Here is a 12,453-nt window from a genome sequence, read left to right as displayed (position 1 = left end):
GCACGACCGAAACTGCCACGGCACAGCCGTTAGACTTGCTGGAACCGCTGGCAAGGAAACACTATGACCCTCAGTTTCGACCCAGACTCCCTCGATCTTCCGAGCGGACATTTCATCGCCGGCCGCTATGTCGCAGCAAGCGGTGGCATAGACGTCCACCGGCCTTCGGATGGTGTCGCTTTCGCGCAATGCCCGATCGCGGGAAGGGACATAGTCGATCAGGCCGTGGACGCGACCAATCAGGCCCTCAGGACAAGCGGCTGGGCCAGCCTTCGGCCGCGCGAGCGGACCAAGGCTTTGGTGCGATGGGCCGACCTCATCGAGGAAGAAGCCGTCACATTGGCGCGTCTGGAGGCCATATCCTCGACCCGGCCGGTCGGGCATCTCATCGCCGGCGACATTGCCGTAACAGCCGAGCAGATCCGCTTCTTCGCGGAATTCGCCGACAAGGAAGGCAGCGATCTCGTGCCGACCGACGGCAACAGCCTCGGCATGATCATGACGGAACCCTATGGTGTCGTCGGCGCGATCACGCCCTGGAATTTTCCGATTTCCATGGCGGGCTGGAAGATCGGGCCGGCACTTGCGGCCGGCAATGCCATCGTGCTGAAGCCATCCGAGATGACGCCTTTTTCGACGCTCCATATGGCCGAGCTTTCGGTGCGCGCCGGCATTCCCGCCGGCCTGATCAACATCGTGCTCGGCGACGGCCCGACGACGGGGGCTGCGATGACGGGCCATCCCGGCATCGGCAAGATCAGCTTTACCGGTTCGACCGCCGCAGGGTCGGCGATCATGGAGAATATCGCCCGCACGGGCATCAAGCCGATGACATTGGAGCTCGGCGGCAAGAGCCCGCAACTCGTCTTTGCCGACGCGGATATCGCGCTGGCCGCCGAAGCGATCGCCCGCAACATCCTTGCCAATGCCGGCCAGGCCTGCGTGGCCGGATCGCGGCTGATTGCCGAGCGCAGCATCGCCGCGCCGCTGGCCGAAGCGATCCTCGAGCATATGTCCAGGATCAAGCCGGGGCCGACCTGGGACGAGAACAGCCTCTACTCGCCCATCATCTCGGAACGCCAGATCGGACGTATCGACCGGATCGTCCAGGCCGCGATCGATGCCGGCGCGGAGTGCCTGACCGGTGGAACGCAATTGGGTCGACCCGGCTATTTCTACGCGCCGACGCTGCTTGCAAGTGTCGATCAGGCCTCCCCCGCCGTCACGGAAGAAATCTTCGGCCCGGTGCTGACCTTGCAGACCTTCGAGGAGGAGGAAGAGGCTCTCGAGCTTGCCGATCACCCGATCTACGGACTTGCGGCGGGTCTCTTCACACGCGATCTTTCCCGCGCCATTCGCGTCACGCGCCGCCTGCAGGCCGGCACCGTCTGGGTCAATCGCTACGGGCGTTCGCGCGACCATATTCTGCCGACGGGCGGCTACAAGAGTTCCGGCATCGGCAAGGATCTCGGCCGCGACGCCTATCTTGCCAACCGCCGCAGCAAGTCCGTGCTGATCAACATCTGAGGAACCGACCATGAAGACCTACAGGATCGCGCTTATCCCCGGCGACGGTATCGGCAAGGATGTTATCGACGCGGCATGGCAAGTCTTGGAGAGAGTGGCCGATAAGACGGGCTTCGGGCTGGAGCCGACGAGCTTTCCCTGGTCCTGCGCCTACTACAAGGAAACCGGGGCAATGATGCCTGCCGACGGCGTCGCGACGCTGCGCGGTTTCGACGCCATCCTGCTCGGCGCGGTCGGCTGGCCGGCCGAAGTGCCTGACTCCGTCTCGCTGCATGGCCTTCTTCTGCCGATCCGCAAGGCCTTCGAGCAATATGCCAATATCCGCCCTCACCGGCTGCTGCCGGGGGTTGAAGGGCCGTTGAAAGCCAAAGACTTCGACATTCTTTGCATCCGCGAGAATACCGAGGGCGAATATTCCGGCGCGGGTGGCCGCGTGCATCAGGGCACGGCGAACGAAGTCGCCGTCGAAACCTCGATCTTCACCCGCACGGGCGTGGAGCGCATCCTGCGCTTCGGCTTCGAGCAGGCGCGCATGCGGCGCGGCAAGCTCGCCTCCGTCACCAAGTCGAATGCGCAGAAATATTCCATGGTGTTCTGGGACGAGATTACTGCCAAGGTCGCAGCCGACTATCCCGACGTCGCTGTCACCAGCTACCATATAGACGCCATGGCGGCGCGCATGGTGATGGCGCCGGAGAGCCTTGACGTCGTCGTCGCCTCCAATCTGTTCGGCGACATCCTGACGGACCTCGGGGCCGCGATCCAGGGCGGGCTCGGCTTTGCCGCCTCCGCCAATCTCAACCCGGACCGAACCGCGCCGTCGATGTTCGAGCCCGTGCACGGCTCCGCCCCGGATATCGCCCATCTCAGCATCGCCAATCCGATCGCCGCCATCTGGTCGGCCGCCATGATGCTGGAGCATCTCGGCGAGAAGACTGCCGCCGACGCGATCATGGATGCCATCGCGGCGGCGACTGCGGCCGGCATCGGCACGGCTCTAGGCAAAGACAAGACCGACACCATTACCAAGGCCGTGCTGAACGCACTTAGCTGAACGACAAGGACGCAAGACATGATCGATCTCAAGGACAAGAGCCTGTTTCGCCAGCAGGGCCTGATCGGCGGAACCTGGCTGGATGCGGCCTCTGGCAAGACCGTCGATGTCATCGACCCGGCCTCGCAGACGGCTGTGGGTACCGTTCCCGATATGGGCGAAACCGAGACGCGGGCGGCGATCGAAGCTGCCAATGCAGCCTTTCCCGCCTGGCGCGCGAAAACCCATGCCGAGCGGGCGCAACTGCTCGAAGCTTGGCACGATCTGATGATCGAGAACTGCGACGATCTCGGGCTGCTGCTGACAAGCGAACAGGGCAAGCCGCTCGCCGAGGCGCGTGGCGAAATCCGCTACGGCGCGTCTTTCGTCAAATGGTTCGCCGAGGAAGCTCGCCGCATCGGCGGCAGCACCATCCCCTCACCGACGCCAGATCGGCGGATCATCGTGTTGAAGGAGCCCGTTGGTGTCTGCGGCATCATCACGCCGTGGAACTTCCCGAACGCGATGATCACCCGCAAAGTCGCACCCGCCCTTGCCGCCGGCTGCACTGTCGTCATCAAGCCATCCGACTTCACGCCCTATTCGGCGCTGGCGCTTGGCGTGCTCGCCGAACGCGCCGGTATCCCCGCCGGCGTCATCAACATCGTCACTGGAATGCCAACAGAGATCGGCAACGAGCTGATGCGCAACGAGATAGTGCGCAAGATCTCCTTCACCGGCTCGACCCGTGTCGGCGCCCTGTTGATGCGGGGTGCGGCCGACAGCATCAAGCGCCTCAGCCTCGAACTCGGCGGCAATGCGCCCTTCATCGTCTTCGACGATGCCGATCTCGACCTCGCCGTCGAGGGCGCAATCGCCTCGAAATTCCGCAATGGCGGCCAGACCTGCGTCTGCTCCAACCGCATTCTGGTGCAGGACAAGGTCTATGACGTCTTTGCCGAAAAGCTTTCCGCCCGCGTTTCCGCCATGAAGGTCGGCCCCGGTACGCAAACGGGAATCGACATCGGGCCGATGATCAATGCAGCGGCCATCGACAAGATCGAGCGCCATGTCAGCGATGCCGTCGAGAAGGGTGCGACGATCATCGCCAAGGCTTCAAATCTGCCGGAGGGCCGCCAATACGCCGCCCCCATCGTCCTGTCTGGTGCCACCACCAACATGCTGCTGGCAAGCGAAGAGACCTTCGGCCCGGTCGCGCCGCTCTTCCGCTTCACGACCGACGAAGAGGCGATCGCCATCGCCAACGGCACGCCGTTCGGCCTTGCTGCCTATTTCTATACGCAAGGGCTCAAGCGTTCCTGGGCCATCGGCGAGGCGCTGGAATTCGGCATGGTCGGGCTGAATACGGGCGCGATCTCGACGGAAGTGGCCCCGTTCGGCGGCGTCAAGCAATCCGGTCTCGGACGCGAAGGCTCGCAGGCCGGCATAGAGGAATATCTCGAGATGAAGACCTTCCACATCGGCGGGCTTGCCTGAAAGTCGCGCCCAAGCCGACTTGCAGCACGGACATCGTTGCAGCTTTCTTGGCGACAGGAATTCACGCAGGCTTCGTGAGAAGGCCCCCGGCCAAGGCATGGAATGTCTCGATGGCCTTCGGCAGCACATGCTGCGGATCGTCGCTGGCGGCGACCCAGAGAGCTGCATTGAGCGTAGCGCCGCTGAGAAGCCGGGCGGCCGCCTCCGCGTCGACCGGCTTGAGGACCTTTTGGGCGATCAGACGCTCCACTGTCCGTCTGGTTGCTTGAAGACAGCTGCTTTGACTGGGCCACTTTGACGGATCACCCAATACTGCAGGTCCATCGAGCAGAACGATGCGTTGGACCTCCGGAACGAGCGCCATCTCGATATAAGCAGCGCCTTCGGCGAGCAGGCCCTTCCAATCATCGCCTGCTCGAACGCCGACCCCTTGAGCGCGTAACGCCATTTCCGAGTCGATCTGATCGACAACCGCCGCCAGAAGCCCGCGCTTGTCACCGAAATTATGGTAAAGCGCGCCCCGTGTCAGACCGACCTCGGCGGTCAGCTCGTCCATGGAAGCGGCCGAATACCCTTTTTCGGCGAAGGCCTTTCGTGCGGCCACGATCAACTTGGCCCGGTTCTCTTCCATCGTCTCGACGCGTCGCTTCGCCATCTTGCCCTCGATTTCATATACGCGTCGTATATTAATTTGACATACGGCGCGTATGTCGGCTATTTCAGATACGCAACGTATATCAGATGATCCGACAGCGTGTGAAGCTCCCGGATCGCGCTGCGCTCATCGACAGCCCGTCAACGTCTATGAAGAGAGATCGGAAATGACCAAGCGCGAAGCAATCTTCCCTGCCAACCGGCACGCCCTTTACGAGGAACACGGCTACTCGGCCGCCATCCGATCCGCTGACCTGCTTTTCGTGTCAGGACAGGTCGGCAGTCGTTCCGATGGAACGCCCGAACCTGATTTCCAACTTCAGGTCCAGTTGGCTTTCGAAAACCTCAAGGCAACACTGGATGCGGCAGGCTGCACGCTCGATGATATCGTTGATATAACGACGTTTCATACCGATCCTGAAAACCAGTTCCCAACGATCATGGCCGCCAAACAGAAGATTTTCAGCGCGCCGCCCTATCCGAACTGGACCGCGATCGGCGTGAACTGGCTCGCCGGCTTCGACTTCGAGATCAAGGTCATTGCCCGCATCCCTTCAAAGGCGTGATTCCGGCGATCCGCGGCTATTGAAAACGATCGAGGGTCTTGTAGTACATGCCGACGAGCGGCAGGAACCAGGGCTTGCCGAAATGCCCGGGAACGGCGGGCCATTCCAGCCCCTTGACCGGGTTGCGATCCGTCTTGCCCAGGATGGCGTCGGCTATGATCATGCCCATATGCGTCGCCATCTGCGCCCCATGGCCTGAATAGCCCATCGCATACCACAACCCGTCGACGTAGCCGGCGCGCGGGAACCGATCCTTGGTCATATCCACCAGGCCGCCCCAGCAATAATCGATCTCGACCTTGGCGAGATGCGGAAAGATCTCGGCAAGGCTGGCGCGCAGGATTTCGCCGCTCTTGGCATCCGACTGCTGATCGGAGGTCGCCGAGAACCTGGCCCTGCCGCCGAAGATGAGCCGGTTGTCTGGCGCAAGCCGGAAATAATTGCCGATATTGAGCGAGGTGACGCAGGTGCGGTTGCCCGGCATGGTCGCGGCAACCTCCGCCTCCGTCAGGGGTCGGGTGGCGATGATGAAACTGCCGACGGGCACGATCCGCCGGCGAAAATAGCCGAAGATCCCCGGGGTATAGGCGCCGGTCGCGAGCAGGACATTGTCAGCCGTAAGCTTGCCGCGCACCGTCGTCAACTCGTGCTTGTTGCCGTTGATTCGCCTGTCGATCACCGCCGCATTTTCATAGACCACCGCTCCATGGCGGACAGCCGCCTCTGCAAGCCCGACTGCGTAGCGCCCCATATGCATCATGGCGCTCTTCTTCGACAGCATCGCGCCGTGAAACGAGGCCGATCCGATTTCGGCCTTCAGGTCGCTTGACGTCAGGAGCGCCGTATCCGGATCGATCTCGCGGTGAACCGCCTCGAAATTTCTGGCGATACCTTCGAAATGAGCCGGCTTCGACGCGAGCTTGAGCTTGCCGGCGCGGCGGAAATTGCAGTCGATCGCCTCTTCCTTGACGATCCACTCGACCGTATCGACAGCATCGTCGAAGGCTCGATAAAGCGCCTTGGCCCGCTCAACCCCGAGCTCCGCCTTGGCAGCAATGAAGCTGTGAGCGATGCCGTTGTTGAGATGACCACCATTGCGGCCGGAGGCGCCTGAACCGACCGTGTTCGCCTCCAGTACGACCACCTTGGCGCCGGCCTTGGCGAGCTGCCGTGCCGCGCCCAAGCCGGTAAAGCCGCCGCCGATCACCGCGACATCATAGTGACCTTCGATCGGCGCTGCACTCTGACCGGCAAAACGCGGCGCGGTATCGTGCCAGTAGGACTTGAACTGCATTGCCGTCTCCCGTCAGAGCCCGAGAACGCCGGGCAGGCCGGAAATGTCCTTGATCTCGGCGTATTCATAATAAGGGTTTGCGGGCTCATGGCCACGATTGACCCAGACCTTGTGCTTGATGCCGAGATCATAAGCCGACATCAGATCGTAGCGGAAGGAGGAAGAGCAATGCATCACGTCCTCCGGATTGCAGCCGAGCATGTCGAACATGTATTCGAAGGCTTTGAAGCGCGGCTTGTAGGCATTGGCCTGCTGTGCTGTGAAAACTGCGTGGAACGGCGCGCCGAGCTTTTCGACATTGTGCATAATCTGCTCGTTCATGGCGTTCGACAGGATGACGAGCGGAATTTCCTTGGCGACCTTCGCAAGACCGGCCGGCACATCCGGATGCGGACCCCAGCTCGGAACGGTCTCGTAGATGGAGCGGGCATCTTCGGCGTGGAAGGCGACCCCGTTCCTGCGGCAGGTACGCTCGACGGCATTATGGATTACTTCATTATAAGGCTTCCAGTCACCGAGAATTTCGTCCAGCCGGTAGGCGGCGAAGTTCTTGATGAACCGCGCCATGCGCGGCTGATCGAGCTGCTCGCCATAGATCTTCTGGGCCGCCTCGGCCATCTGGAAGTTCGTCAGGGTGCCGTAGCAGTCGAAGGTAATGTATTTTGGCCGGAACGTCGTCATGTCCTTGATCCCTTGCAGAATGCCGTGCTGGCGCTGATCTCGCCCCATCATAGGCAGCCTTTCCCCATCGGTTCACCGCATTTGCGCCGTCGGGAAGCAGAATGTTCTGTATGCTTGTCCTGCTTTGGCAGAGAGTTGCGCGCCTGACGCCTCCAGGCACCGTCATCTCGCCCAGTCGCGCCGCGTTGCCGGCATAAGATGCGGCGGGCGTATCGACGGACGGTGAAAGATACCGCTGCGGCTTCGTCGTCAGGACGATCTTCTTTCCTTGTCGGTCTATCAAAGAGATAAAGCAACAGACGGGAGAAAAGGCCTGTGCAGGCATCCGCGATCGACGTTCGCCCCCTCGACCAATCCCATCTCCCATCAGCCCTTGCCCTGTCGCGCCAGGCGAGGTGGCCGCACCGGCTCGAAGAGTGGCAAATGCTGCTCGAACTCAGCAGCGGCCTCGTGGCGATCGAAAATGAGAAAGTGGTCGCGACGATCTTCGTCACGCCCTACGGCGCCGACGTCGCGACAATCAACATGGTCATTGTCGACGAGGCCATGCGCGGGCGCGGCATCGGTCGGCGCATCATGCAGGCTGCTCTTGAGATCGTCGGAACCCGCGAGTGCCGGCTCGTGGCAACCGCCGAAGGCCTTCCGCTTTATCAAAGTCTCGGCTTCGAGAGGACAGGCGAGATCGTCCAGCATCAGGGGCCGTTGCGGGCCTGTATCGCGGCCGGGACGGTCGATCGTGCGACGTCGGCCGACTTCAACCACATCGTCGCTCTCGATCGTCTCGCCTATGGCGCGGACCGCACGGCGCTGCTGCAGGCATTGTTCCACACCGGTCGTCTAGCCGTCTTGCGCAAGACCGACGGCCTGCGCGGATATGCGGCGTTACGCGCCTTCGGGCGCGGCGAGCTCTGCGGCCCGGTCGTCGCGGAAACGGCGGCGGATGCCGAGGATCTGCTGAGCTTCCTGTTTGCGGCCCGACCCGGTGTCTTCATGCGCGTCGATACCGGGGCAGAAACCGGCCTTGCTCCATTTTTGCTCGAACACGGCCTTACCCATGTCGGCGGCGGCATTGCCATGCGCCGCGCCGCATCACCCGCTCCGTCAAACATTTCAAGCGTTCACACATTTGCCCTGGCAAGCCAAGCCCTGGGTTGAAGAGAGATATCATGCTGAGCAATTCCCTTGTCGAACTCGATCGCGCTCACCTCGTCCATCCGGTCGCCTCCTATCGCGGCCACGAGCGAGCCGGTGTGCGGGTCCTGAAATCCGCCAAAGGCGCTACCGTCACCGACGCGACGGGGCATCAGATGATCGACGGCTTCGCCGGTCTGTGGTGCGTCAACGCCGGATATGGCCATGAAAGCATCGTAGAGGCTGCCGCCCGCCAGATGCGCGAACTGCCCTATGCCACCGGCTATTTCGGCCTCGGCTCGGAGCCGGCCATCCGGCTTGCCGCCGAGCTGGCCGACCGTGCGCCGGGCGATCTCAACCACGTCTACTTCACGCTCGGAGGCTCGGATGCCATCGACAGCACGATCCGTTTCATCCGCTACTATTACCATTCGCTCGGCAAACCGGCGAAGGATCAGTTCATCTCGCTTGAGCAGGGCTATCATGGCTCCTCGACGGTGGGTGCCGGGCTAACGGCGCTGCCGATCTTCCATGCCGGTTTCGGTGTGCCGCTCGACTGGCAGCACAAGATTCCAACGCACTATGCCTATCGCAATCCCGTCGGCAGCGATCCGCAGGCGATCATAGCCGCCTCCGTCGCCGCGCTGCGCGCCAAGGTCGAGGAGATCGGCGCCGACCGAGCGGCAGCCTTCTATGTCGAGCCGATCCAGGGCTCCGGCGGCGTGCTCGTACCGCCGCCCGGCTGGATGAAGGCGATGCGTGACGTCTGCACCGAGCTCGACATCCTCTTCGTCGCTGATGAAGTGATCACCGGCTTCGGCCGCACCGGGCCGCTCTTTGCCTGCTCCGATGAAGACATCGTCCCCGACCTGATGACAACAGCCAAGGGTCTTACCTCCGGCTATGTACCGATGGGCGCCGTCTTCCTGTCGGAGCGCGTTTACCAGACGATCGCCGATGGTGCCGGGTCCGCGGCCATCGGCCATGGCTACACCTATTCCGCCCATCCCGTCAGCGCAGCGGTCGGCCTCGAAGTTCTGCGCCTCTATGAAAACGGCTTGCTGGAAAACGGTGTCAAGGCGGGCGCTCGCCTGATGGCCGGCCTGCACGAGCTGGCCGCGCATCCACTGGTCGGCGATGTACGCGGGCGCGGCATGCTGGCCGCCATCGAACTGGTCGTCGACAAGGAGCGCAAGACGCCGCTGCCCGCGGCCGCCGATCCCTCCCGCCGTATATTCGATCGTGCCTGGGACAATGGACTTGTCATCCGCGCCTTCGGCAACGGCGTGCTCGGCTATGCGCCGCCGCTCTGCTGCACCGATGCGGAAATCGACGCGATCATCGATCGTACGCGCAGGACACTCGATCAGACGCTGGAAGATCCGGACGTTCGCGCGGCTCTCGCTTGAGCGCGGCGGCCGAAATACCGCTTTGCGCCCATATTCGCAATTTTGTGCCGCCACAGCTCCGCCATTCAGAGACTCCGGCAGGCCTTAACTGCGAAACTGGACGTGCTGCCACCCTCAGAGCCTAAAAAACGCGGATTTTGAGGAGATAGAACAGAACAAGCGGCAAGATCGGAACAGCATTTTCTTCTGCATTCAGTCGCGCGATCGAAATTGATGGCGCTCATTCGAGGACAGATACTTGGCCAAGAGCTTAGCGGATTTCAAATATTTCACCTTCGATGTCGTCGGAACGCTGATCGACTTCGAGGGCGGCATCAAGGAGTGTCTGGCTGGGATCGCTGAAGAGGCAGGTGTCTCCGTCGATGGCGAAGAGGCGTTGGCACTCTATCGCGCTGCGCGCTATTCCGGCGACGCTGGTCTTTTCCCCGATGATCTGGTCCGCGTCTATACGGTCATTGCGCCGAAGCTCGGCTTGCCTGCCGAAGTGAAATTCGGTGAACGGCTGCGCGATTCCGCTGGCAGTTGGAAAGGCTTTGCCGACAGTGCCGATGCGCTCCGCCGTCTGTCCAAGCACTATCGGCTGATTGCCATGACGAATGCCCGCCGCTGGGCCTTCGAACATTTCTCCAAGGAACTCGGCAATCCGTTCTATGCGGCATTCACCGCTGATGACACCGGCACGGAAAAACCCGATCCGGCCTTCTTCGAGCAGGTCTTCGCCTTCGTCGGCAAGGAGCAGGCCTCGAAGGACGACATTCTGCACGTCGCCCAAAGCCAGTATCACGATATCGGCATATCCCGCCAACTCGGCATGACCAATTGCTGGATCGAGCGACGCCATGCCCAGAAGGGCTATGGCGGCACCATCGAACCTCAGGAATTCACAAAGCCCGATTATCATTTCACCTCCATGGCAGGACTTGCCGAAGCAGCGGAGGCAAGCAAGGCCGCCTGACGGAGTAACGACCCGATACTGAGCCCGCCAAAGACGGGACGACAACTCAACTTCAACAAAAAGGGGAACGCAATGAACGACAAGATCACGAATTGGACCAGCGCAGACGATGCCATGGTCGAAAATGCCATCCGCCGTGGCGCAACTCGCCGCGATCTCCTGCAAATGCTGCTCGCGGGCGGCATCGCCGCTGCGGCCGGCGGGGCGATCTTCGGTCGAGCCTCCGCCGCCTTCGCAGCAACCCCGGTCTCGGGCGGTTCGCTGAAGGCGGCCGGCTGGTCGTCCTCGACCGCCGACACGCTCGATCCGGCCAAGGCATCGCTGTCGACGGACTATGTCCGCTGTTGTGCCTTCTACAATCGCCTCTCCTTCCTCGACAAGAATGGCGTCACGCAGATGGAACTCGCCGAAAGCATCGAAAGCGCCGATGCCAAGGTCTGGACCGTCAAGCTGCGCAAGGGCGTGACCTTCCACAGCGGCAAGACCCTGTCTTCGGCCGACGTCGTCTATTCGCTGAAGCGCCATCTCGATCCGGCCGTCGGCTCGAAGGTCAATGCCATCGCCAAGCAGATGACAGGCTTCAAGGCTGTCGATCCGCTGACCGTCGAGATCACGCTCGTCAATCCGAATGCCGACCTCCCGACAATCCTTGCCATCCATCACTTCATGATCATTGCCGACGGCACGACGGATTTCAGCAAGGCCAATGGCACGGGCGCTTTCGTCTGCGAGACTTTCCAGCCGGGCGTCCGCTCCGTCGCTGTCAAGAACAAGAACTACTGGAAGCAAGGCGGCCCGCACCTCGATTCCTTCGAGTTCTTCGGGATCGAGGACGATTCCGCGCGCGTCAACGCACTCATGTCGGGCGACATCCAGCTTGCCGCTTCCATCAACCCGCGCTCCATGCGGCTCCTGGACGGCCAAACGGGCGTGACGTTGTCGAAGACCACCTCCGGCAACTACACCGACCTCAACATGCGCCTCGACATGAACCCGGGCAGCAACAAGGACTTCGTTACCGGCGTCAAATATCTGCTGAACCGCGAAGCGATCCAGAAGTCGGCCTTGCGCGGCCTCGCAGAAATCGGCAATGACCAGCCCGTGCCCCCATCCAGCATCTATCACAATGCCGATCTGAAGCCGAAGGCCTTCGATCCTGAAAAGGCGAAGTTCCACTTCCAGAAGTCGGGCCTCTTCGGCCAGTCCATCCCCGTCGTCGCCTCTGATGCAGCAACCTCTTCCATCGACATGGCGATGGTGTTGCAGCAGGCCGGCGCGGATATCGGCATGAAGTTCGATGTTCAGCGTGTGCCCTCCGACGGATACTGGTCGAACTACTGGCTGAAGGCGCCGATGCATTTCGGCAATATCAATCCGCGTCCGACACCGGATATCCTGTTCTCCCTGCTCTATTCCTCCGATGCTCCGTGGAACGAGAGCCAGTACAAGTCCGCCAAGTTCGATAGCATGCTCATTGAGGCGCGCGGCTCGCTTGACCAGGCCAAGCGCAAGGCGATCTATGGCGAAATGCAGGTGATGATTGCCGAAGATGCGGGCACCGCTATCCCGGCCTATATCTCCAACGTCGACGCGATCTCCTCGAAGCTGCATGGGCTGGAAGCCAATCCGCTCGGCGGCATGATGGGTTACGCCTTTGCGGAATATGTCTGGCTCGATGCCTGATCCCTGCCTTCGTACCCGGCCGG

11 protein-coding genes are annotated in these 12,453 nt (G+C 61.8%); 8 read left to right on the top strand and 3 right to left on the bottom strand.

Annotation, left to right across the window (positions count from 1 at the left end; genetic code table 11):
• Nucleotides 1-63: 63 nt before the first annotated feature.
• Genes AB8B29_RS23145 through AB8B29_RS23135 form a run of 3 tightly spaced genes read left to right on the top strand, consistent with a single transcriptional unit; the run spans nucleotide 64 to nucleotide 4,057 of the window.
• Nucleotides 64-1,527, top strand: coding sequence for an aldehyde dehydrogenase family protein (locus tag AB8B29_RS23145; protein WP_113119409.1), 1,464 nt, complete (start codon nucleotides 64-66; stop codon nucleotides 1,525-1,527).
• A gap of 10 nt (nucleotides 1,528-1,537) precedes the next feature.
• A complete protein-coding gene (locus AB8B29_RS23140) occupies nucleotides 1,538-2,581 on the top strand; it encodes a tartrate dehydrogenase (RefSeq protein ID WP_113119410.1) in 1,044 nt (347 codons plus the stop codon).
• 18 nt (nucleotides 2,582-2,599) lie between these two features.
• Nucleotides 2,600-4,057: an NAD-dependent succinate-semialdehyde dehydrogenase gene (locus tag AB8B29_RS23135; RefSeq protein WP_047640795.1), complete on the top strand. Its 1,458-nt coding sequence runs from the start codon at nucleotides 2,600-2,602 to the stop codon at nucleotides 4,055-4,057.
• A gap of 61 nt (nucleotides 4,058-4,118) precedes the next feature.
• Here the strand turns inward: AB8B29_RS23135 and AB8B29_RS23130 are convergent, their stop codons facing one another.
• Entirely contained in the window at nucleotides 4,119-4,712 is a 594-nt protein-coding gene (locus tag AB8B29_RS23130; RefSeq protein ID WP_113119411.1) for a TetR/AcrR family transcriptional regulator, read from the bottom strand.
• Between the two features lie 166 nt (nucleotides 4,713-4,878).
• Between AB8B29_RS23130 and AB8B29_RS23125 the strand changes: the two genes are divergently transcribed.
• Complete coding sequence (locus AB8B29_RS23125; RefSeq protein ID WP_113085052.1) at nucleotides 4,879-5,277, top strand: RidA family protein; 399 nt, start codon at nucleotides 4,879-4,881, stop codon at nucleotides 5,275-5,277.
• A 16-nt stretch (nucleotides 5,278-5,293) separates the two neighbouring features.
• On the opposite strand, the gene AB8B29_RS23120 is transcribed toward AB8B29_RS23125, so the two are convergent.
• A complete protein-coding gene (locus tag AB8B29_RS23120) occupies nucleotides 5,294-6,571 on the bottom strand; it encodes an NAD(P)/FAD-dependent oxidoreductase (protein WP_113119412.1) in 1,278 nt (425 codons plus the stop codon).
• Between the two features lie 12 nt (nucleotides 6,572-6,583).
• Complete coding sequence (locus AB8B29_RS23115; protein ID WP_037197565.1) at nucleotides 6,584-7,252, bottom strand: haloacid dehalogenase type II; 669 nt, start codon at nucleotides 7,250-7,252, stop codon at nucleotides 6,584-6,586.
• A 315-nt stretch (nucleotides 7,253-7,567) separates the two neighbouring features.
• Here AB8B29_RS23115 and AB8B29_RS23110 point away from each other — a divergent pair, with 315 nt between their 5' ends.
• The 4 genes from AB8B29_RS23110 (at nucleotide 7,568) to AB8B29_RS23095 (ending at nucleotide 12,430) form a co-directional block, all read left to right on the top strand.
• Entirely contained in the window at nucleotides 7,568-8,407 is an 840-nt protein-coding gene (locus AB8B29_RS23110) for a GNAT family N-acetyltransferase (RefSeq protein ID WP_113119413.1), read from the top strand.
• 11 nt (nucleotides 8,408-8,418) lie between these two features.
• Nucleotides 8,419-9,792, top strand: a complete 1,374-nt coding sequence (locus tag AB8B29_RS23105; RefSeq protein WP_113119414.1) for an aspartate aminotransferase family protein — start codon at nucleotides 8,419-8,421, stop codon at nucleotides 9,790-9,792.
• Nucleotides 9,793-10,030: 238 nt separating this feature from the next.
• Nucleotides 10,031-10,747 carry an HAD-IA family hydrolase gene (locus AB8B29_RS23100; RefSeq protein WP_047640802.1) on the top strand — a complete coding sequence of 239 codons (717 nt, stop codon included), beginning with the start codon at nucleotides 10,031-10,033 and terminating at the stop codon, nucleotides 10,745-10,747.
• A gap of 72 nt (nucleotides 10,748-10,819) precedes the next feature.
• Entirely contained in the window at nucleotides 10,820-12,430 is a 1,611-nt protein-coding gene (locus AB8B29_RS23095) for an ABC transporter substrate-binding protein (RefSeq protein WP_047560207.1), read from the top strand.
• Nucleotides 12,431-12,453 lie beyond the last annotated feature (23 nt).

This window comes from Rhizobium sp. 11_C7_N12_5, assembly GCF_051811145.1.
GTDB lineage: Bacteria > Pseudomonadota > Alphaproteobacteria > Rhizobiales > Rhizobiaceae > Rhizobium > Rhizobium lusitanum.
The sequence above is the reverse complement of the archived record's forward strand: the minus strand, read 5'-3'. Positions and strand labels throughout refer to the sequence as shown.

Coding starts and splice junctions, on each gene's coding strand:
- AB8B29_RS23145 (WP_113119409.1), top strand. CDS start 64: ATGACCCTCAGTTTCGACCCAGACTCCCTCGATCTTCCGAGCGGACAT.
- AB8B29_RS23140 (WP_113119410.1), top strand. CDS start 1,538: ATGAAGACCTACAGGATCGCGCTTATCCCCGGCGACGGTATCGGCAAG.
- AB8B29_RS23135 (WP_047640795.1), top strand. CDS start 2,600: ATGATCGATCTCAAGGACAAGAGCCTGTTTCGCCAGCAGGGCCTGATC.
- AB8B29_RS23130 (WP_113119411.1), bottom strand. CDS start 4,712: ATGGCGAAGCGACGCGTCGAGACGATGGAAGAGAACCGGGCCAAGTTG.
- AB8B29_RS23125 (WP_113085052.1), top strand. CDS start 4,879: ATGACCAAGCGCGAAGCAATCTTCCCTGCCAACCGGCACGCCCTTTAC.
- AB8B29_RS23120 (WP_113119412.1), bottom strand. CDS start 6,571: ATGCAGTTCAAGTCCTACTGGCACGATACCGCGCCGCGTTTTGCCGGT.
- AB8B29_RS23115 (WP_037197565.1), bottom strand. CDS start 7,252: ATGACGACGTTCCGGCCAAAATACATTACCTTCGACTGCTACGGCACC.
- AB8B29_RS23105 (WP_113119414.1), top strand. CDS start 8,419: ATGCTGAGCAATTCCCTTGTCGAACTCGATCGCGCTCACCTCGTCCAT.
- AB8B29_RS23095 (WP_047560207.1), top strand. CDS start 10,820: ATGAACGACAAGATCACGAATTGGACCAGCGCAGACGATGCCATGGTC.